A 20,797-nucleotide genomic window follows, 5' to 3' on the forward strand; every position below is an offset into this window, starting at 1 on the left:
ATTAACGTGAAAGAACTCGCATTGCGCCCCTGGCGACCCGTAGGGCGGAAAAGCGCAGCGTCAGCCGCCATCTGGCGCACGATCTGGGCACCGCGCGCTCGGGCACACCCCGGCGCCCTGCGGCGGATGACGGCCTTCGGCCTTTTCCCGCTACGCCTCTACGCCTTTTTCATCATCGGGGGTGGCCACCCGCGCCATGACAGTGACTTGTGATGTATCAGAAGATCCCGGGCCGTTCCGGACCCTGGGAATCACGTCGGAACCAAGGGAGCTTAGCAGACTCCCGCCTCGCTCAAAGGTGGCCCGCCAAGACCGCGATCGTGGGCCGCGGTCCTGCGCGCGGGTGTTCCCGGCGGCGTGTCGTGCCTGCGCGGTAGGCACAACATCGGATAACTTTCCTGCCCAGCGGCCACCCATGCAACATGAAAAGGGGAGTCACGGAAAGCAGGGACAGACACGGGGAAAGGAGTTGATCCGTTTCATGCTCCGTGATTTCCGTGTCCTTCGGTGGCTGTCGTTTCACGTCATTGCGGGCCGGGATCGGCGATGTGCAGGCTCAGGGTGTGCACGCGGTAGCGGCTCAGCCGGAGATCATCGGGCCAGGTCGCCGAAGGCAGGCCTGCCTTCTCCCAGAGCGCGTCGACGAAGTCGCCGGGTTCGGGCAGCTGTTCCCAGACCGCTGGCAGGAAGGTGGCCCGGCGCAGGCCGCTGCGAACGACCAGGCCGTCGACGCCCGCCCGCAGCGTCTCGAGCAGGGCCGTGCGCGAGGTCGGGGCTAGCGGCTCCTGCTGCCCCAGTGCCGCGATCGAGAGCTCCAGACCGGCGATTTCGTTCGTGGTCAGCGGCGGGAAACGAGGGTCGTGACGCGCCGCCGCGAACGCGTTGTAGGCGACGTCCTCGATCAGGGGGCGCGTGGCCTCGAGCGTTCCGATGCAGCCGCGCAGCCGGCCTGCGCGCCTCAGCGTTACGAACGTCGCACCGGGGCGCCGAAGCGCCGGTGGTTCGCGGCTGGGGTCGACGCATGGCAGCGCCTGGACCGCGGCGGCCTGCCGTACCCCGAACACGGCGATGTCGAGCAGCCGCGCCTCGTGTTCCGGCTCCAGGAACCGGGTGTGCTCACTGGATCGTCCATGCGCCATAGCCCACGACCTCCGAACGCGGTCCCGCGGTGTCCCCGGAATTGCGCAGGTCCAGCGTGTGCACGGTCAGGCGGTGCGCGCGTGCCGCGCGCAACAGGCCGGCCAGCGGCCGGCACCCGCAGGCGCGTTCCGGGGTCAGACTTTCGTCCTGCATCGCCTCGATGGCGCGGCAGGTCTCGGCATCGAGTGTCTGCGCAGTGCGGTAGTCGTGGTAATGAGACAGGTCGGAGCTGACGACGATCAGCGTCTCCGGTCCGCCCCAGAGCCGTTCGAGTACCGCCGCAACCTGCTCCGGACCCGCATCGCCCACCACCAGCGGCACCAGATTGAAGTTACCGAGCAGCAGCTGCAGGAACGGCAGGTGGACCTCGAGGCTGTGCTCCGGCCCGTGTGCAAGGTCGAGCGTGACGACCCCGGGCAGCTCCCGGATCGACGCAAGCGCGGGGCGGTCGACGGCGATCGTGCCAAGCGGTGTTCGGTAGGCGCCGGCGCCGGTGGCCGCGATTCCGCGGAAGGGCACGCGGTGCGACGGCCCGAGCAGCACCACACGCTGGATGCGATCGCTGGCATTTCCGAGTGCCGCATACGCCGATGCGGCGACCGGACCCGAATAGCGGTACCCGGCATGAGGTGCAATCAGCGCCTTGGGCAGCGAGCGACCGGCGGCGGGGCCGGTGGCATCGGCCATCAGCGCCTGTACCGCGCGGCGCAACGCCGCCGGATCGTCCGGGTAGAACAGCCCGGCGACCGCCGGATCGCGAACCGTCTCCGTTGCCTGCATTCCGGTTCCTCCATGTTCCGTTCCTGCATCCCCTTCATGAATATGGACCATCGGGAACGGACTCGGTGCCATCGGTTCGGCGGCCCAACGCCGGGAACTGCAGGCGCACCACAGGGCTCCAATGAATCAGGGAGTTTCCGACCAGAACAGGCCATGAACACAACCCTCGCCCGCGACGCGTACACGGTCGCCACCCGTTACTGGCAGACGCTCGCGGACGGTCGCGTGCAATGCGATCTGTGCCCGCGCCTGTGCAAGATGAAGCTTGGCCAGCGCGGAGCCTGTTTCGTGCGCGCCAACCTCGACGGCGAGGTGGTGCTGACGACCTATGGGCGCTCTAGCGGCTATTGCATCGATCCGATCGAGAAGAAGCCGCTGAACCACTTCCTGCCCGGCACGCCGGTGTTGTCGTTCGGCACCGCGGGCTGCAACCTGGCCTGCAAGTTCTGCCAGAACTGGGATATCAGCAAGTCGCGCGAACTCGATACGCTGATGGATCGCGCCGATCCGGAAACCATCGCGCGCGCGGCTGTCTCCAGCGGCTGCCGCGCGGTGGCGTTTACCTACAACGATCCGGTGATCTTCCACGAATATGCCCAGGACGTCGCGACGGCGTGCCGAGAGCAGGGGATTCGGACCGTCGCGGTGACCGCGAACTACATCAGCGAAGCGGCGCGAGCCGAGTTCTACGCTGGCATGGACGCGGCCAACGTCGATCTGAAGGCCTTCAGCGAACGCTTCTACCACCGGCTGACGGGTGCGCATCTGCAGCCGGTGCTCGACAACCTCGAGTGGCTGGTGCACCAGACCCGGGTCTGGGTGGAACTGACCACGCTCTTGATTCCCGGCGAAAACGACAGCGACGACGAGATTCGCCGGATGTGCGATTGGGTGATCGAAAGGCTCGGGCCGCAGGTGCCCATGCATTTCACCGCGTTCCATCCGGACTTCCGGATGACCGATCATCCGCCGACCCCGGTGGAAACCCTGCGCCGCGCGCGGCGCATCGCGCGCAGTGCCGGCGTGCATCATGCGTATACCGGCAATGCCTGGGATCCCGACGGCCAGTCGACCTGGTGTCCTGCCTGCAAGCGCAAGCTGATCGGCCGTTCCGGCTATGAGATCACCGCCTGGAACCTCGATTCCCAGGGACGCTGCGATGTGTGTGCGACGCCGCTCGCGGGTGTGTTCGAGGCGGCACCCGGCCAGTGGGGCGCGCGCCGCGTTCCGGTTCGTCTCGCGGAGTTCGTCCCGAACCCATAGGGCGCACGGGACCGAGGGCCGTCGTCCAACGTGGGGGCCGGAGCGGCGGCGCTTGTCGGCGGACCGACGGTGCGGACTATCGCGGTCGCTTGCTATGCTTGCCGCGCGATGCGGATCCTGTTTCTGACCCATAGTTTCAATAGCCTGAGCCAGCGCCTGTTCGTGGAACTGCGGCGGTTGGGCCACGAGGTGTCGGTCGAGTTCGACATCAACGACGACGTGACCCGGGAAGCGGTGGAATTATACCGGCCGCAGCTGGTCATCGCCCCGTTCCTGAAACGCGCGATTCCGGAATCGGTGTGGCGCAACACGCGGTGCTGGATCGTACATCCGGGGCCCGTCGGAGATCGTGGCCCGGCGGCGCTCGACTGGGCGATCGAGGAAGCGGCGTCCGATTGGGGCGTCACCGTCCTGCAGGCCGATGCGGAGATGGACGCCGGCGACGTCTGGGCGTCGGTGGCGTTCCCGATGCGAGCGGCCACGAAGAGCAGCCTGTATCGCCGCGAAGTCACCGACGCGGCGGTACGGGCGGTCCGGTTGGCGCTCGAACGCCTCGACGATCCCGCGTTCCGGCCGCTGCCGCTGCCCCGCAATGCCGACGGCACCCGCGGGCGCTGGCGACCGGCGCTGAAGGCGTCGCAGCGTGTGATCGACTGGCAGCGCGACGATCGCGACACGATCCTGCGCCGGATCCGTGCCGCCGATGGCTTTCCCGGGCTGCGTGACCAGATCCTGGGCTTGCCGGTGCGCCTGTTCGGCGCCTGGCCGGAATCGCGGCTGCGCGGGGATCCCGGCGCGGTGATCGCGACCCGCGACGGCGCGATCTGCCGCGCGACCCGCGACGGCGCGGTCTGGATCACGCACCTGCGTCCGATCGGCAGCGGCCGGCAGGACCTGAAGCTGCCGGCGGTGCAGGTGCTGGGGCGGGATCGCCTGGCCGCCGTGCCCGAGCGGCCGCTGGATCCGTTCGCGGCTGTGGCCGATGGCGAAACCTGGCAGGAGATCCACGCCTGGACCGACGGCGACGTGGGATATCTCGCGTTCGAGTTCCACAACGGGGCGATGGCGGCGGACCAATGCATCCGGCTGCGCGAAACCTGGGAGCGGCTGCGGGCGACGCCGGCACGGGTGCTGGTGCTGCTCGGCGGCAGCGACTTCTGGTCCAACGGCATTCACCTGCACCGAATCGAGGCTGCGGAGCAGGCGGCCGACGCGTCCTGGGAGAACATCGAAGCGATGAACGACCTGACCCGGGCGATCATCGACACCAATGACCGCCTGGTGGTCGCGGCAATGCGCGGCAATGCCGGGGCTGGCGGTGTGTTCCTGGCGCTGGCCGCAGACGAGGTCTGGTCCGCGCCCGGGGTAGTGTTGAACCCGCATTACAAGAACATGGGCAACCTGTTTGGCTCCGAATACTGGACGTATCTGCTGCCGCGCCGGGTCGGACCGGATGCGGCCCGAGCGATCATGGGCAACCGCCTGCCGCTCGGCGCTCACGAGGCGCGCGACGCGGGCCTGGTCGATGTCGTGTTCGATGCCGGCGGCGCCGATGTGCTCGGACGGGTCCGTTTGCGTGCGCAGGATCTGGCCGCGTCCGGAGAGCTTCCGGCGCGCGTGCAACGCAAGCGTGCCGGGCGCCTGCGCGACGAGGCCGAGAAGCCGCTGGCCGCGTACCGCGACGACGAGATGCAGCGGATGCGCCTGAATTTCTACGGCTTTGATCCCAGTTACCATGTGGCCCGCTACAATTTCGTGCACCGCGTGCCGCAGTCGCGCACGCCGCTGCACCTCGCGCTGCACCGGCGGCTCGGTCCTGCCACCCGCCCGCCTTCCCACGCAAGGAATCCCCGATGAGCGAACGCTTTACCGTATCCGTTGAGCCGCTGCTGGCGCAGGAGTTCGACGCCTATATCAAGCGCAAGGGGTACAGCAACCGTTCCGAGGCGGTGCGCGACCTGATCCGCGGCGCATTGGCCCGGGAACGGCTGGACGATACCGGCGCCGGCCACTGCGTCGGCGTGCTGAGCTACATGTACGATCACCACGAACGGGAACTGAGCAAGCGCCTGACGCAGGTCCATCACGCGCACTACAACCTCACCGTGACCACGTTGCACATGCATCTCGACCACGATCTCTGCGTCGAGTCGGTGTTGCTGAAGGGCGATGTGTCCGACGTGCAGGCCTTTGCCGAGTCGGTGATGGCGCGCCCCGGGATCCGGCACGGGCAGCTGCACCGCATCCCGCTGGATCCGGCTCCGGAGCAGGACCCCGCGGCGACGGCGCATGGACACGCGCACGGACATGGGCATGGTGGCTGACGGGTTGGCCTCGCGCCTGCGCCGGGGCCTCCGCGGCCGCGGGGGCGCGTTTTTGGCGTGAAAGTCACGGCCTGTCTCGTGTCCCGGGCGACCCGTAGGGCGGAAAAGCGCAGCGTCATCCGCCACATGGCGTTCGGATCGCCCCGCGCGGCCTGCGGCAACCCCGGCGTGGGAATGGCGGATGACGGCCCTTGGCCTCTTCCGCCCTACGCCTCTTTCATCCTCAGGGGTGGCTGCCCGCGCCATGACAGTTAGCCCTGGGATGCAGGTGAACCCGGCCGGTATCGTCGCGGCCGGTCACCCGGCAACCGCCGATGCCGCGGCACAGATCCTGGAAGCCGGCGGCAATGCCTTCGATGCGGTGATCGCCGGCCAGTTCGCGGCCTGCGTCGCCGAGCCGGTGCTTTGCTCCCTGGGCGGCGGCGGATTCCTGCTGGCCCGGCCCCGGGGCGGCCCGGTGCAGGCGCTCGATTTCTTCGTGCAAACCCCGATGCGCAAGCGGCCCGCCGGCGACACCGAATTCCTGCCGATCATCGCCGATTTCGGCGACGCCCAGCAGGAGTTCCATATCGGCCTGGGGTCGGTGGCGACGCCTGGCATGGTGCGCGGCCTGTTCGCGGCCTGGCGCCGGTTCGCGCGGCTGCCGATGCCGGTATTGCTCGAACCTGCGGTGCACCTGGCGCGCGACGGCGTGCGGGTCAATGCACTGCAGGCGCAGGCATTCCGGATCGTCGGCGCGATCTATGGGCATTCCGAGGCGTCCCGTGCGCTGTTTGCGAGCCCGACGCGTCCCGGATCGCTGGTGGTCGAGGGCGATCGCCTGCAACAGACGGCGCTGGCCGACGTGCTCGAACGGCTCGCGCGCGACGACGGCGAGGATTGGTTCTACACCGGCGAATTCGCGCACCAGGTGGCCGACCTGTGCCGGCGCGGCGGCGGGCATCTCGAGCTCGACGACCTGCGCGACTACCGGGCCCGGTGGCGCGAGCCGCTGATGCTCGAGTACCGGGGGCATCGGATCTTGACCAACCCGCCGCCGGCTTCGGGCGGGCTGCTGTCGGGCTTTGCGCTGCGCCTGCTGGAAGCCTCCGGCCCAGCGCCGGCGGTCTTCGGATCGGCGGATCACCTGCACCGGCTGGCGCGGGTGATGGAATTGACCGACCGCGCGCGGCTGGAAGCCCAGGCGGGCGGAGACGCCGCGCTGGATCCGGCTGTGCTGCGGGAAGCGGAGCTGCTGGAGCGTTACCGGCGCGATATCCAGGGCCGACCGATGGCGCCGCGTGGCACCACTCACCTGAGCGTGATCGATGCGGCCGGCAACGTCGCGAGTCTGACCTCCAGCAACGGCGAGGGCTGCGGGGTGCTGATTCCGGATACCGGGGTGATGCTGAACAACATGCTCGGCGAGCAGGATCTGAACCCGGGCGGGTTCTTCCGCTGGCGGGAGAATCAGCGGCTGACCTCGATGATGGCGCCGACGATCGTGCAGCAGGCCGACGGGCGCGAGGTCGCACTGGGCTCTGGCGGGTCGAACCGGATCCGGACCGCGATCGTGCAAGCACTGGTGAACATGCTCGATTTCCGCATGCCGCTGGCCGCGGCGGTGGCGGCGCCGCGCATGCATCTGGAGGAGGGGCTGCTGAGCGTCGAGGCGGGCTTCGACGATGCGACGGCCCTGGCGCCACTGCTCGAGGCCTGGCCCCGACACCGCGTTTGGAGCGAGCGCAGCCTGTTCTTCGGCGGGGTGCACGCGGTCGCCCGGGGCGACGGTGGTCTGGACGGCGCCGGGGATATGCGCCGGGGCGGGATCGTGCGCCGGGCCGGATGAGCGCTCTTCCGGGCAGCGGCGAATCCCCGGCCGCGGTCCGGAAGCAGGACAAGCCGGACGCAAACGGGTAGGCTCTTGTGCGGCCTGCTTCGCAGTCGATGCCGCGTGGCCGCGCAGGCGTTCGCCCGCGCTGCGCGCCCAAATCCGGGTGCTGGCGCAGGGGTCCGGGTCCACCCGGGTCGCCCCACAAGCGGGCATCATTTGGATCGGCAGGTCGCGCCGAGCGCCGCGGGTATGCGCTCGAATTTCTGAAGAAACGGATCGGCACATGTTCACGTATATCGACCCCACGGTCCGCGCGCGGCTGCTGGAGCAGGGCAAGCTGTCGCGGATCAACGCCGAGGGCCAGACGCTCGATGCCACGTCGGCCGATGTTCCGGCCGAACCGTCGCTCGAGATCCTCGGCCCGATCGCGCTGCCGGTTGCGATCACAGAAGAGCCGCTGACGGTGCAGTGGTACGCGTTCGTCCGCCGGACGGAACTGGCCCGGGTGCAGGACCTCGCGACCGAACTGCGGGAAAAGGGCGGGCAGCACCTGTTCGCGTCGCTGACCTCGTCGATGGCGGTCAACAGCCTGCTCGAGATCGGGAATCCGGATCCGGAGCGCGAGCCACTGGTCCGGGTGCACTCGAACTGCCTGACCGGTGACGTGTTCGGCTCCCGCCGCTGCGATTGCGGCCCGCAGCTCGCGGCCGCGATCCGCCAGATCCAGCACGACCCTGCGGGCGGGTACCTGGTCTACATGGCCGGCCACGAGGGCCGGGGAATCGGCCTTTGGGCCAAGGCGGCCACCTATCTGTTGCAGGACGCAGGCGAGAACACCTACCAGGCGAATCGCAGCCTGGGCCTGCCCGACGATTCCCGCGACTTCACCGACGCCGCGTCGATTCTCAAGTGGAAGCTGGGGGACCGCCCGTTCCGGCTGTTGACGAACAACCCCAAGAAGCTCCAGGACCTGGCGGAGCACGGCCTGATGAACGCGCGCAGGGTGAAACACCTGGCCGGGGTGGACGAGTGCAACCGCCGGTATCTGCAGGCCAAGCGCACCTGGGGGCATGCGATCTCTGCAGAGGACCTCGACCACTGCTGAGCCTCGGACGACCGGGCTCCCCGGCGCGAACGGCCCTGATGCAGGCCTTCGCCGCTCGGGGGACGCCGGGTCGCCCGGACCGGAAGAGCGGGATGATGCCTGCCGCGCGCGGGCACGATCGGCGGGGTTGCCGCCGGGCGGCCGCATATTGGTTCGTGCATGCCGCACCGGTATGATAAGCAGTATTACAAAACACTCCTACTACGCCTATGACACCCCACCGTTCGTCCCGCCAAGCGATGTCGCGCATGCTCGCGACGGCACTGGCGATCCTGGCCGCAGGGTCTGGTTCGACTGCGCTCGCTCATTACCCGTGGATTGCCGCAGACCGCGGCGCGGGCGACGAGCGCCCCGGCTTCCTGGTGTACTTCGGCCATACCTTTCCGGTCGATCGGCTGCTGGATGCGAAGGCGGTGGCCGCCGTGCGCTGGGTTGCGCCGGCCGGCGAGGTGCAGGTGCTGGACGTCGAAGGACAGGGACCGCACCCGCTGCCGGACCACGCGGTTCGCGGGCTCCTGGTTGCGGAGCAGGCGCCGGCGTTCTGGAGCCGCACCTCCGAGGGCGGGCGCCGCGCGTCGCGCGAGCAGTATCCCGACGCGTTCAGCTGCAGCGAGTCGGCCAACGCGATGAAGGCGGTCGTGGGCGAGGACTCCGGCGAGGCCTGGCGGTACCGGCACGGGCACCCGCTGGAACTGGTGCCGTTGCAGGATCCCGCGTCGCTGCGCGCCGGCGATCCGCTGGCGGTACAGGTACTGCTGCACGGCGAACCCTGGCAAGGCGAGGTGAAGGCGACCTTCGCCGGCTACGCGGCGCAGGGCGGAACCAACTACGCGCTGACGGTGGCGACCGATGCCGAAGGGGTGGCGCGAATCGTGCCCGCGACGATCGGTCACTGGCTGCTGCGTGCCTATGCCAGCGAGGACCATCCGGATCCGGAGGTCTGCGATCGCCGCAACTATTACTCCACGCTGACCTTCGTCCTCGATTGAGCCGGCGGTGACGGGCACCCAAGTCCGACAGGCTGCCAGGCTCGCGCGTTGCCGGGGCCGGGTCGTTTCGGGATGCCCCGCTCGTGGCTGGCGGGGCATCCGAGGCCCGATGACCGCACTGGCATTGGCATTCGCTGGGTCGATGTTCGCACCCGCGGCGTCGGCGCATGCGCTGCTGCACGAGTGGTTCGAGGGCGACGCGGTGGTGGTGCAGTTCCATTTTTCCGATGGCGACCGGCCGTATTTCGAGTCCTACCGGGTGCTGGGGCCCGACGATTCCCGGCCGTTTCAGACCGGGCGCATCAACGCGGTCGGCGAGGTCAGCTTCCGGCCGGACCGTCCCGGCCGCTGGCGGGTGACGGTCGCGACCGAGGACGGACACGGTGCCGAAGCACGCATCGACGTGGCTCTGGGCTCGCTGGCGGTGGCCGACCCGGGCGGCGCCGGTCTGTCGCAGACGGCCCGGCTGACGGCCGGCGTCGGTTACGTGCTGGGAGCCTTCGGTATCGTCGCGTTGTGGCGGTTGCAGCGGGCGCGACGCAGTCGCGGCTGACATGCACATCCCGGACGGACTGATCTCCCCCCAGACCTACCTGCCGGCGCTCGTGCTGGCGGTGCCGCTGTGGTGGTGGGCGGGGCGGCGGTTTGCGGGCACGGTGGGCGACGCGGCGCTGCCGCGCCTGGCGGTGTTCACTGCGCTGGCCTTCCTGCTGTCCAGCCTGATGCTGCCGTTGCCGGGGGGTACGTCGGGTCACGCGATCGGCGTGGGGCTGTTGGCCCTGGTGTTCGGGCCCTGGGTCGCGTTTCTCGCCTACTCGCTGGTGCTGGCATTGCAGGCGCTGGTGATGGGGGCGGGCGGGATCACCGCGCTGCCGGTGAATGCGCTGGCGATGGGCTTCGTCGGGGCCTGGACCGCCTGGCTGGTGTTTCATTCGCTGCGCTGGGTGCAACCGGCGCTCGCGGTGCTGGCGGCGGTGTTTCTCTCGGTGCTGCTGTCGGCGCTGCTGGTCGCGCTGGTGCTCGGTCTGCAGCCGCTGATCGCCCAGGGTCCGGACGGCAGCCCACGGTTCTTCCCGTTCGGCTGGTCGGTGACGCTGCCCGCCATCCTGCTGCCACACACGTTGATCGGTGCCGCCGAAGCCGCGCTGACCTTGCTGGTGTGGCGCCATGCCTGCCGCCGCCGCTGGGTGGCGGCGGCCTGCGAACGGGGCGCCTGATCCGGTGGCGGTGCCCCACTCCCTGCGCCTGGTGCTCTACCTGGTGGCGGTCGTCGCAACGACCCTGGTGCACGACCCCCGGCTGCTGGCGCTGGCGCTGGCCGGCGTGCTACTGGCTTCGGGTTCCGGGCGCGTGGCATTGCTGTTGCGCGCACTGCGCCCGGTGTGGTGGCTGCTGTTGCTGATCTCCGCAGGCTACCTGCTGATGGGCTACCTGACCCGACAGCCGGTGTTCGACGCGCTGGTCCTGATCAACCTCCGGGTGCTGCTGCTGGCATTGCTGACGGCCTGGATGGTGCGGGCAGTGAACCTGGACCGTGCGCTGCTGCTCTGGCCCAGGGCCCGGCGCTGGCTGGTGATCGTGCGCGGGCAGATGCTGCTGTTCCGGCGGCTGGCGCAGGACTACCGTCTCGCCCAGCGCAGCCGGACCGTGCTGGCGCCGAGCCTGCGCCAGCGCTACCTCGGCAGCGCCGCGGTGGGGCTCGCGGCGCTCGACAAGGGAGTTCATAACGCGGAGCTGGTTACACAGGCGATGCGCTCGCGCGGGGCGCTGGATGACTGATGCGGCGCCGTTGCTGGAACTGCGCGGGGTCGATGTCGCCTACCCGAACGGGCGCAGTGCGCTTGCCGGCGTCGATCTCGCGATCGGGCGCGGCGAGCGGGTGGTCCTGCTCGGCACCAACGGCTGCGGCAAGAGCACCCTGCTGCGGGTACTCGACGCGCTGATCCCGCCGACCGCGGGCGAGTTCCGGTTCGACGGGCGGAGGATCGATTCCCGGACGCTGCAGGACCGGGCCTGGCAGCAGGAGTTTCGCCGGCGGGTGGTGCTGATGTTCCAGCATCCGGAGGCGATGCTGTTCAACCCGACGGTGCGCGAGGAGATCGCCTTCGGTCTGCGCCATCTCCCGGGTTCCGAACGCGACGAGCGGATCCGGATCTGGGCCGACCGCCTGCGGCTCGCGCCCTTCCTCGACGTGCCGCCGTTCGAACTCTCCGGCGGCGAGAAGCAGCGGCTATGCCTGGCCTGCCTGCTGGCGGTCGAGCCGGAGGTGCTGTTGCTCGACGAGCCGACCGCGAACCTCGATCCGCGCACGGCCGGCTGGCTGCTGCAGTGGTTGCGCGACCGCAGCATCACCTCGGTGATCGCGACCCACCAGATGGCGCAGGTGCCGCAGCTCGGCGACCGTGTCGTGATCCTGTCGGAACAACACCGGGTGGTCTATGACAGCCGCAGCGCCGGAGGGCCGCCGGATCGGGATCTCCTGGTCGCGCAGGGGCTTGCCGCAGTGCCGTAGGTCGCGCCGGCGCGGCGGGCGCAAACCGCGGCGCCGGGGTGGCCAGGGCCGCGAGGGCTGGCGTTGGCGGCGCGTTTTGCGGATCATGTGCGCCCCCGCCGACGGTACCCCGAGGCGGAAATCCCCGCCGGGCCCGCGTTGCTGCAGGGTCGGTACGGGGTTCACGACATTCCGGGGCCGGGCGTGCGCAACGGTGCTCGGGCCGATCGACTTGAGGAGAACGACAATCATGGTGGCAGGGCTCGACGAAAAACTGGAACCGATCTACCAGGACGTGCTGCGGCGGAACCCGGGCGAAACCGAGTTTCACCAGGCGGTGCACGAAGTGCTGGAAACCCTGGGGCCGGTTCTGGTCAAGTACCCGGAATTCGCCGAGCACAAGATCATCCAGCGTATCTGCGAGCCCGAGCGCCAGATCATCTTCCGCGTGCCCTGGCAGGATGATCGGGGCAACACGCATATCAATCGTGCGTTCCGGGTCGAGTTCAACAGCGCGTTGGGCCCGTACAAGGGCGGGATGCGTTTTCACCCGTCGGTCTACCTCGGGATCATCAAGTTCCTGGGCTTCGAGCAGATCTTCAAGAACGGGTTGACCGGTCTGCCGATCGGCGGCGGCAAGGGCGGCAGCGACTTCGATCCCAAGGGCCGCTCCGATGCCGAGATCATGCGCTTCTGCCAGAGCATGATGACCGAACTCTACCGCCACATCGGCGAGTACACCGACGTGCCGGCTGGCGACATCGGCGTCGGGCAGCGCGAGATCGGCTATCTGTTCGGCCAGTACAAACGCATCACCAACCGCTACGAGTCCGGCGTGTTCACTGGCAAGGGCCTGGACTGGGGCGGCAGTCGGGCGCGCCGCGAGGCCACCGGCTACGGCGCCGTGTTCTTCACGCAGGAGATGCTGCAGGTGCGCGGCGACAGCCTCGAGGGCAAGACCTGCGTAGTGTCCGGATCCGGCAATGTCGCGATCTATGCGATCGATAAAATCCACGCGCTGGGCGGCAAGGTGATCGCCTGTTCCGACTCCAACGGCGTGATCGTGGACAAGAATGGACTGGACCTGGACCTGATCAAGCAGATCAAGGAAGTCGAGCGCCGCCGGATCAGCGCCTACGCCGAGGAGCGTCGGGATGCCACCTACCTGGCCGATGGCAGTATCTGGACCGTGCCGTGCGAGGTCGCGCTGCCCTGCGCGACGCAGAACGAACTGAACGGCAAGGATGCCGCCACGCTCGTCTCGCAGGGCTGCATTGCGGTCGCAGAAGGCGCGAACATGCCGACCACGCCAGAGGGCGTCAAGGTGTTCCAGGAAGCGGGGATCGCGTTCGGACCCGGCAAGGCCGCGAACGCCGGCGGGGTCGCGACCAGCGCGCTGGAAATGCAGCAGAATGCCAGCCGCGATTCCTGGACGTTCGAATACACCGAGGAGCGGCTGCGCGAGATCATGATGAACATCCACCGTGACTGCCACCAGACGGCGGAGGAGTTCGGCGCGCCGGGCAACTACGTGGTCGGTGCGAATACCGCGGGGTTCCTGCGCGTCGCGAACGCGATGGTCGCGCTGGGGCTGGTCTAGCCGCCCCGGTCCGGCAGGCTGTCGGCGGGCCTTTACCGCCAGCGGATGTCGGCCCAGACCGGGTCATGGTCGGAAGCGCGCCAGGGCCCGCCCGCAGGCCGGCGGCCGTCGTACCCGAGAAACGGGGGTTCATCCGCGTTGATGTGCCATACCCCGGCGGCGGCGAGCCGCTCGCCGGCAATCGTGGGGGCGGCCAGCAGATAGTCGAGCTGGCCGGCCTGGCCGCGGAACACGTAGGTATAGCGGTCGAGCCGGGACAGCGCTTCGCCCGCGAGGTCGGTCTTGCCCACGGCCCGCAGCAGCTGCACGGGATCCTCGGCTGCATAGGCGTTGATGTCGCCCGCGATCACCACCGGCGCGCGGTCGGGCCGCAGCGTCTCGATCCAGTCCAGCAGGCGCTGTGCCTGGGCCGTGCGCAGCCGGTTCCAGCAGCCCTGGCCACGGTCGATGTCGCCGGTGTCCGGGCAGCCCACCTTGGCCTTGAAATGCACTGCGGTCACGCCGAGCAGGGGCCCTCCGGAAGACGCACGGAACCAGCCGAGCACCGGCGGGCGGTTGTGCACTGGATCGGCGTCGGCTTCGGTGGCCACGAGATCCACGCGCGCCGGGCGGTAGAGCAGCGCTACCTGGATCGCGTCGGTGCCGCTGCCGGGGTGCGCGGCGATCGCGTAGTGCCGCGTTGGCGGCAGCCGGTCGTTGATTCTTTGTACCAGGTCGGACAGCGCCTCGCGGCGGTTCTCGACCTCGACCAGGGCGAGCACGTCGGCGTCGAGCCCGTGGACCGCGGCGGCGAGTTTTTGCCGCTGTCGCTGCAATTCAGCACGGTTGCGCGCGCCCCGCTGGCCCAGCGACAGGAAGTAGTTCTCCACGTTCAGCGTGGCGACGCGTAGCGCCGCGGTCGCCGGCGGAGGCGGTGGTTCGGGCCGGGGATTGCCCGTCGCGAACTGCGGTTCGCGGGTCGGGTGCACGCGATGCGCGCCGAAGGCATGGGTCAGGATTCCGGTCAGCCCCTGAACCGTGTCTCCGGCCCGGCGGGTGCCTGCTGCATCCAGATACGGGATCGGGTCGGGTTTGGCGCGGTAGCTGCCGTCGTCGAGCACGATCTGGCGTTCGCCGAGCCGTTTCGCGGCGGATCCGGAATCGCCGGTTCGCAGCAGGCGGCCTCCCGACGACAGGCGCAGGCTGCCGTAGCGGCCGAGTTCGTAGTTGCCGGTCACGGTCAACGCGTCCGGGAATCGCACCTTCACGTCCTGAAGTTCCCCGAGGCGGCTGGCGTCCTCCGGCAGGCGCAGGGGCACCGGCTCCGGCAGGCCCGCGTACCCGCAGTCGCTGAAGGCCTCGACTCGGCTGACTTGGGGGCGACCGTGGAAACGGACAAATCGGCCGCCGACCCGGACCCGGTGGCCGGGGCGCAGATCGCCGGGTTCGAGCGCCGGTGCGTAGACGAATAGCCCCGACGGTGGCTGGCGGTGGTCCTGCAGGTAGAAACCGCCGAGCCGGTCGCCCCCCACGAACACACCGGTGACGACGCCCTTCACCGCGACGTTGCGGTTCTCGGGAACCGCCCCGGCACGCAGATCCGCGATCGGGGTCGTGCCGTCGCGGCTGCAGTCCGCCGACGCCGGAACCGCGGCGACGATGAACCAAAGAAGTGCTGCGAGCCGGATCCATCCGCGCATGTTGTGGTCGTTCCCTGGTGGCACCGCGCGTTTGCGGCGCGCCCATTCTCGAACGCCCGGTGCGATGCGGCAAGTCGGCGGCGCCCTGCGTCCTGTTGGTTTCCCGGGAATCCTGCTCGCGGGGGAGCATCCGGAGCCGAGATTCAGCATCGGGACAACCGAGCCTGTCGGTAATGCTGGATCAATCCGCGGGCCGCTTCAGGCTCGCCGCCGGCACGCCCTCAGCCGCCGGCTTCGCTGCCCCAGAGTTCGCGCAGGCGGGCGTCGCGGCCGCAGGTGAATCGGTAGTAGCGGTAGCGGATCGGATTCTTGCGGTAATAGCCCTGGTGATACTCCTCGGCCTCGTAGAACGTCGCGGCGGGCAGGATTCGGGTCGCGATCCGGTCTTCGAAATGCTCGCCCTTGCGTTGCAGCGCCGCTTCCGCCTGCCGGCGCTGTTCCGGGTCGTGATAGAAGACCGCGGAGCGGTACGGATCGCCGCGGTCGCAGAATTGGCCGCCGGCGTCCAGCGGGTCGATATTGCGCCAGTACACCTGCAGCAGGCGCTCGTAGGAGACGACCGCGGGATCGTAGACGATCTGCACGGCTTCATAGTGGCCGGTGCCGCCGGTGACCACTTGTTCGTAGCTCGGGTCTTCCAGGTGGCCGCCGGTGTAGCCCGAGGTGGTCGAGATGACGCCCTCGAGTGCATCGAATGGCGGTTCCATGCACCAGAAACAGCCGCCGGCAAAGGTGGCCAAGCCGGTCTCCTCGGGCGCCGTGGCATCGGTGGATGGCTCCGCTGCGTGGGTGAAGGGCAGGGTGAGCAGCAGGAGGCCGGCCAGCAGGAACGCGCGCCAGTGGCGTGGAATCGGGACAGGCATCGTTTCGGTCCTCCGCTCGCTTCAAGATCCAGGGTGCCGTAGGCGGCACCGAACATTGGATGAGACTACCGGCGCCGCCGGGGAATTCCCCCGGAGCCCCGATCGCCGCCGGCGGAAACCCTTGCAGACGGATCCGGGTCTGAATTCTTGCACCGCCCCGCCCGGGGGACCCCGGGCGATTCCGGTTGCCATGCCGACAGCGGAGGAGCGACATGATCGTCGAAGCGTTGCCGGAGCCCGGCGCGTTGCGCCGCCATCTGCGCACACGGCTGCGGCTCGCCGAGGGTCCATTGGTCCGTGAGTTGGCCACGGCTGCCCGGATCGAGGGTGCGAGCCGGGAACGGGTGCGGGCCGAGGCCACGACGCTGGTTCGGGCGGTTCGCGAACGCGCGCGCAGCGGAGGTGGCATCGATGCGTTGATCCGCGAGTACGATCTGTCGAGCCGCGAGGGCGTGGTGCTGATGTGCCTGGCCGAGGCACTGCTCCGGGTGCCGGATCCCGCGACCGCGGACCGGCTGATCGGCGACCGGATCGGCGCTGGGCACTGGGAGACGCATCGAGGCCATAGCGATTCGTTGTTCGTGAATGCGTCGACCTGGGCGCTGATCCTGGGCGCACGGGTGGCACAGGCGCGCGAGCCGGGTGCGGGCAACGAAGCGGGGGTGTTGCAGGGCCTGGTGCAGCGCATCGGCGAGCCACTGCTGCGGCAGGCGGTCCGGCAGGCGATGCGCACGCTCGGGCAGCAGTTCGTCGCGGGGCAGACTCTCACCGAGGCCTGGGGACAGGGGCAGCGGGAGCGGGATCTGGGCTACCGCCACTCGTACGACATGCTCGGGGAGGCCGCGCTGACGGCGGCCGACGCCGAGCGTTATTTCGACGCCTATTCCAGCGCGATCCAAGCCCTGGGCGCGCACAGTGGCAGCGGTGCAGTCGAGCAGGCACCGGGCGTATCGGTCAAGCTGTCGGCGCTGCATCCGCGCTATGCCTTCGCCCAGCGGCGGCGCGCGCTCCCGGTACTGGTCGAGCGTCTCGCGGCGCTGGCCACGGCGGCGCGCGCGGCCGGCGTCGGCCTGTGCGTCGACGCCGAGGAGGCCGACCGGCTGGATCTGTCGCTGGATCTGATCGAGGCGGTTTCGGCGCGCCCGGAACTGCGTGGCTGGGATGGCCTGGGGCTGGCGGTCCAGGCGTACCAGAAGCGCTGCGTTGCGCTGATCGACTGGCTCGACGATCTTGGCCGGCGGCACGGCCGGCGCTGGATGGTGCGCCTGGTCAAGGGGGCGTACTGGGACACCGAGATCAAGCTCTGCCAGCTTCAGGGCCTGGCGGATTATCCGGTCTTTACCCGCAAAATCAATACGGACCTATCGTACCTCGCCTGTGCCCGGCGGCTGCTGGACACGCGCGGCCGGTTGTACCCGCAGTTCGCGACGCACAACGCGCATACCGTGGCCTGGGTGCTCGACGCGGCGGCAGGCCGGCCGTTCGAGTTCCAGCGGCTGCATGGCATGGGCGAGGCGCTGCACGAGGTGCTGCGGGAGCGGCACGGCGTGCCCTGCCGGATCTACGCTCCGGTGGGCCGCTACCGCGAGCTGCTGCCGTATCTGGTTCGGCGCCTGCTCGAGAACGGCGCGAACAACTCCTTCGTGAACCGCATCCACGATCCGGGCGTTCCGGTCGCGGACCTGGTGGCCGATCCGGTCGAGCAGTCCGCGGCACAAGAACCGGTGCGCAACCCCCGGATTCCGCTGCCGGCGGACTTGTTCGGCGCCGAGCGGAGCAACTCTGCGGGAGTGGACCTGAACGACCCGGAGACGGTCGTGCCGCTGGGCCGGGCGCTGGCTACGGCCGCGGCACGCCGCTGGCAGGCGGCCCCGCTGATCGACGGCCGCGCCGAGCCGGGTATCTCGCGCCCGGTATTCGATCCGGCCGACCGCCGGCGCGCGGTCGGCGAGGCGGTCTGGGCCGATCCGGGCGCGGTCGCCAGAGCCGCCGCGGTGGCCCGGGCCGCGGCGCCGGGCTGGGAGGCGACGCCCGCCGCCGGACGTGCGCGCTGTCTGGAAACCATGGCCGACCTGCTCGAGACGCACCGCGCGGAACTGATGGCCCGCTGCGTGCGCGAGACCGGGAAGACGATCCCGGACAGCGTCGCCGAGATTCGTGAGGCGGTCGACTTCTGCCGCTATTACGCTGCCCGGGCGCGGGCCGAGTTCGCACAGCCGCAGGTGCTGCCCGGGCCGACTGGGGAACATAACGAGATCGAACTGCGCGGGCGCGGGGTGTTCGCCTGCATCAGTCCGTGGAACTTTCCGCTGGCGATCTTCTGCGGCCAGGTGGCGGCCGCACTCGCCGCTGGCAACGCGGTATTGGCGAAGCCGGCCGAGCAGGCCACGCTGACCGCCGCGCGCGCGGTCGAGCTGTTCCATGCGGCCGGGATCCCGCCGGCCGTGCTGCAGTTGCTTCCCGGAGATGCACAGACCGGTGCGGCCCTGGTCGCACGTCCGGAGATCGACGGCGTCGCGTTTACCGGGTCGGTCGCAGCGGCGCAGGCGATCCACCGCGTGCTTGCGGCCCGGGAGGGACCAATCCTGCCCTTGATCGCCGAAACGGGCGGAATCAACGCGATGATCGCCGACTCCAGCGCGCTGCCCGAGCAGCTCGTGACCGATGTGCTCGATTCGGCGTTTCGCAGTGCCGGGCAGCGCTGCTCCGCGCTGCGCATGCTCTACCTGCAACAGGATTTCGCGGACCCCGTGCTCGATCTGCTGGCCGGCGCCATGGACGAACTGGTGGTCGGCGATCCGGCGTGGCTGGAGACCGACATCGGACCCGTGATCGACGCCGATGCCCAGCAGCAGATCGAGGCCCATGTCGCGGCATTGCGGCACTGCGGGCACCAAGTGCTCGGCCAGGGGCGTCTCGGAGCCGTGACCGCGAACGGCCATTTCGTTGCGCCGGTCGCGGTCGAGGTCGGCGGCATCCAGGATCTGGAGCGCGAGATCTTCGGTCCGGTGCTGCACGTGGCGCGCTTTCGGGTCGACGAGCTCGATCGGGTGGTCGATTCGATCAACGCGGCAGGCTACGGCCTGACCTTCGGGATGCACACCCGGATCGACTCCCGGGCCCGGCGGATTGCGGACCGCGTGCATGCGGGAAACCGCTACGTGAATCGTAACCAGATCGGGGCGGTGGTCGGTGTGCAGCCGTTCGGAGGGGAAGGCCTCTCGGGGACCGGGCCGAAGGCCGGCGGCCCCCGCTACCTGCACCGCTTCGCGACCGAACGCGTACTGACGATCAACACCGCGGCGGTCGGCGGCAACGCCTCGCTGCTGGCGCAAGCGGACGCGGACGATCCGGATCACGCCTGCGGATCTGCCGGCGATGATGGTCGGCAGACCGGATAATTCCTGAGTGCTGTGCTAAACTATTGCACCCGAAATATCCACCATCAGGAGTACAGCATGACTCTTCCCGAACGTGACGGGGATGGCTACCTTGTCGACCGCGATCTCTGGACCCCCGAGATCGGCCAGGCGATGGCCGACGCCGACGGTGTCGAACTCGACGACGAGAAATGGGAGCATATTCTGAAGGCGCGCGAGTACTTCGACGATCACGCGGTGGTACCGCCGATCCGCAAGTTTGCCAAGTACCTCGAGGCCGACCAGAAGGGGATGTTCAAGACCTGGATGACCGGGCCGATGAAGCCGATCACCAAGTACGGTGGGCTGCCCAAGCCTACCGGTTGCGTGTAGCCGCGACCATGCTGCGGGCGCCCCGGCGGCCAAGCGGGCCCCGGTGTCTCGGGGTTCGGCAACGCGCGTGGGCGTGATGCCGAACCCCGGGAAGCGCCTGTTGCAGGTGCGGGTCAAGCCCGGCGCTCGGGTGTCCGAACTGCAATCGGACCCGAATGGGCCATGGACCGCCCGCGTGAAGGCGCCACCGGTCGACGGCAGGGCCAATGACGAACTGGTCGCGTTGATCGCGCGTTACTTCAAGGTGGGACGGTCGCAGGTCCGCATTCGCCGGGGCGCGTCCGGCCGCAGCAAGTGGGTGGAAATCTCGGACTGAGCGCTGGGATTGCCGCCGGGCCGCGCCGTTCGGGCGATGGCCGAAACCCGCGGCCCGGCGGCAACGGGTTTATTCGCTGATTTCCCGGAACCCCGCGGTGAAGCCCATCAGGGAGCCTTCGATCACTGCGAAGCGCTCGGCGCCGATCGGCACGACCCCGATCCGAAACGTCCTGCCCGCGCGCATGGCTTGCAGCATCTCATCGTCGACCGGTGCCAAGGCTCGGCAGCCATTCGGCAGGCAGGTCTGGTAGGGGAACTCGCGCTGTACCCGGTCCTCGATCTCGAACAGCACGCCGGCGCGCAGGTCGAGGCCCAGCGGCAGATGGATCACCATCGCGGGGCTGCCCTCGAGGATGCCCACCGACACCTGCATCACGGGCTCGTCGTCCTCGTCGACGGTAGTCTGGGTGATGAAACAGCTCTCGCCCGTCGGATCGTCCTCGCAGAGAACCTGCCAGTCCTGATGGGTGGGGCCGGGCCGGACCGGTCCGTCGAGCTGGGCCCACGCGGCCAACGGCGCCGCTACCAGCGCGGCGATGACCAGCAGGCGGGCGACGATCGTGGATCGCGCGGGGTTCGGAAAGTTTGCAGGGATGATGGCCGTTCTCCTGGCGGATGGACGCGGCAAAGCTATCCAGCGCCGAGGAGCGCGTCAAGAGGACCTGCGGGCATGGGCCGGG

The 20,797-nt window shown here is 69.2% G+C and carries 19 protein-coding genes; 14 read left to right on the forward strand and 5 right to left on the reverse strand.

The window, feature by feature from the left end:
* Nucleotides 1-524 precede the first annotated feature (524 nt).
* Nucleotides 525-1,139 (reverse strand): AmmeMemoRadiSam system protein A, encoded by a 615-nt coding sequence (gene amrA, locus THITH_RS07165; RefSeq protein WP_006747764.1) that lies wholly within the window; start codon nucleotides 1,137-1,139, stop codon nucleotides 525-527.
* The gene (gene amrB, locus THITH_RS07170) at nucleotides 1,117-1,920 is read right to left on the reverse strand and encodes an AmmeMemoRadiSam system protein B (RefSeq protein ID WP_006747763.1); all 804 of its coding nucleotides are present in this window, start codon (nucleotides 1,918-1,920) and stop codon (nucleotides 1,117-1,119) included. Before amrB ends, amrA begins: the two co-directional genes overlap by 23 nt.
* A gap of 153 nt (nucleotides 1,921-2,073) precedes the next feature.
* On the opposite strand from amrB, the gene amrS reads away from it, so the two are divergent.
* The 11 genes from amrS (at nucleotide 2,074) to gdhA (ending at nucleotide 13,505) form a co-directional block, all read left to right on the forward strand.
* Nucleotides 2,074-3,183: an AmmeMemoRadiSam system radical SAM enzyme gene (amrS, locus tag THITH_RS07175; RefSeq protein WP_006747762.1), complete on the forward strand. Its 1,110-nt coding sequence runs from the start codon at nucleotides 2,074-2,076 to the stop codon at nucleotides 3,181-3,183.
* A 108-nt stretch (nucleotides 3,184-3,291) separates the two neighbouring features.
* Nucleotides 3,292-5,040, forward strand: coding sequence for a hydrogenase maturation protein (locus tag THITH_RS07180; protein WP_006747761.1), 1,749 nt, complete (start codon nucleotides 3,292-3,294; stop codon nucleotides 5,038-5,040).
* Nucleotides 5,037-5,507, forward strand: coding sequence for a nickel-responsive transcriptional regulator NikR (gene nikR, locus THITH_RS07185; protein WP_006747760.1), 471 nt, complete (start codon nucleotides 5,037-5,039; stop codon nucleotides 5,505-5,507). The genes THITH_RS07180 and nikR overlap by 4 nt, the downstream gene beginning before the upstream one ends.
* A gap of 244 nt (nucleotides 5,508-5,751) precedes the next feature.
* Nucleotides 5,752-7,335 (forward strand): gamma-glutamyltransferase, encoded by a 1,584-nt coding sequence (gene ggt / locus THITH_RS07190; protein ID WP_006747759.1) that lies wholly within the window; start codon nucleotides 5,752-5,754, stop codon nucleotides 7,333-7,335.
* Between the two features lie 268 nt (nucleotides 7,336-7,603).
* Nucleotides 7,604-8,425, forward strand: coding sequence for a GTP cyclohydrolase II (locus THITH_RS19540; RefSeq protein WP_006747758.1), 822 nt, complete (start codon nucleotides 7,604-7,606; stop codon nucleotides 8,423-8,425).
* A 248-nt stretch (nucleotides 8,426-8,673) separates the two neighbouring features.
* Complete coding sequence (locus tag THITH_RS07200) at nucleotides 8,674-9,414, forward strand: DUF4198 domain-containing protein (RefSeq protein ID WP_232222265.1); 741 nt, start codon at nucleotides 8,674-8,676, stop codon at nucleotides 9,412-9,414.
* A gap of 109 nt (nucleotides 9,415-9,523) precedes the next feature.
* Complete coding sequence (locus THITH_RS07205; RefSeq protein ID WP_006747756.1) at nucleotides 9,524-9,967, forward strand: hypothetical protein; 444 nt, start codon at nucleotides 9,524-9,526, stop codon at nucleotides 9,965-9,967.
* Between the two features lies 1 nt (nucleotide 9,968).
* On the forward strand, nucleotides 9,969-10,631 hold the full coding sequence (locus THITH_RS07210; protein WP_006747755.1) for an energy-coupling factor ABC transporter permease: 663 nt from the start codon (nucleotides 9,969-9,971) through the stop codon (nucleotides 10,629-10,631).
* A gap of 10 nt (nucleotides 10,632-10,641) precedes the next feature.
* Nucleotides 10,642-11,193: a hypothetical protein gene (locus tag THITH_RS07215; RefSeq protein WP_232222266.1), complete on the forward strand. Its 552-nt coding sequence runs from the start codon at nucleotides 10,642-10,644 to the stop codon at nucleotides 11,191-11,193.
* The gene (locus THITH_RS07220; RefSeq protein ID WP_006747753.1) at nucleotides 11,186-11,926 is read left to right on the forward strand and encodes an energy-coupling factor ABC transporter ATP-binding protein; all 741 of its coding nucleotides are present in this window, start codon (nucleotides 11,186-11,188) and stop codon (nucleotides 11,924-11,926) included. Before THITH_RS07215 ends, THITH_RS07220 begins: the two co-directional genes overlap by 8 nt.
* Before the next feature lie 229 nt (nucleotides 11,927-12,155).
* On the forward strand, nucleotides 12,156-13,505 hold the full coding sequence (gene gdhA, locus THITH_RS07225; protein WP_006747752.1) for an NADP-specific glutamate dehydrogenase: 1,350 nt from the start codon (nucleotides 12,156-12,158) through the stop codon (nucleotides 13,503-13,505).
* Between the two features lie 32 nt (nucleotides 13,506-13,537).
* On the opposite strand, the gene THITH_RS07230 is transcribed toward gdhA, so the two are convergent.
* Together THITH_RS07230 and msrA are read right to left on the reverse strand one after the other, a co-directional pair.
* Nucleotides 13,538-15,184: an ExeM/NucH family extracellular endonuclease gene (locus tag THITH_RS07230; RefSeq protein WP_006747751.1), complete on the reverse strand. Its 1,647-nt coding sequence runs from the start codon at nucleotides 15,182-15,184 to the stop codon at nucleotides 13,538-13,540.
* A 221-nt stretch (nucleotides 15,185-15,405) separates the two neighbouring features.
* Nucleotides 15,406-16,047: a peptide-methionine (S)-S-oxide reductase MsrA gene (gene msrA, locus THITH_RS07235; protein ID WP_006747750.1), complete on the reverse strand. Its 642-nt coding sequence runs from the start codon at nucleotides 16,045-16,047 to the stop codon at nucleotides 15,406-15,408.
* A 212-nt stretch (nucleotides 16,048-16,259) separates the two neighbouring features.
* Between msrA and putA the strand changes: the two genes are divergently transcribed.
* The 3 genes from putA (at nucleotide 16,260) to THITH_RS07250 (ending at nucleotide 20,115) form a co-directional block, all read left to right on the forward strand.
* Nucleotides 16,260-19,448, forward strand: coding sequence for a bifunctional proline dehydrogenase/L-glutamate gamma-semialdehyde dehydrogenase PutA (gene putA, locus THITH_RS07240; RefSeq protein ID WP_006747749.1), 3,189 nt, complete (start codon nucleotides 16,260-16,262; stop codon nucleotides 19,446-19,448).
* A 57-nt stretch (nucleotides 19,449-19,505) separates the two neighbouring features.
* Nucleotides 19,506-19,799: a TusE/DsrC/DsvC family sulfur relay protein gene (locus THITH_RS07245; protein WP_006747748.1), complete on the forward strand. Its 294-nt coding sequence runs from the start codon at nucleotides 19,506-19,508 to the stop codon at nucleotides 19,797-19,799.
* A gap of 76 nt (nucleotides 19,800-19,875) precedes the next feature.
* Nucleotides 19,876-20,115, forward strand: a complete 240-nt coding sequence (locus THITH_RS07250) for a DUF167 domain-containing protein (protein ID WP_006747747.1) — start codon at nucleotides 19,876-19,878, stop codon at nucleotides 20,113-20,115.
* A gap of 69 nt (nucleotides 20,116-20,184) precedes the next feature.
* Here THITH_RS07250 and THITH_RS07255 read toward each other — a convergent pair whose 3' ends face one another.
* On the reverse strand, nucleotides 20,185-20,631 hold the full coding sequence (locus tag THITH_RS07255) for an invasion associated locus B family protein (RefSeq protein ID WP_232222267.1): 447 nt from the start codon (nucleotides 20,629-20,631) through the stop codon (nucleotides 20,185-20,187).
* Nucleotides 20,632-20,797 lie beyond the last annotated feature (166 nt).

Origin of the sequence: Thioalkalivibrio paradoxus ARh 1 (assembly GCF_000227685.2) — a bacterium.
Taxonomy (GTDB): Bacteria; Pseudomonadota; Gammaproteobacteria; order Ectothiorhodospirales; family Ectothiorhodospiraceae; genus Thioalkalivibrio; species Thioalkalivibrio paradoxus.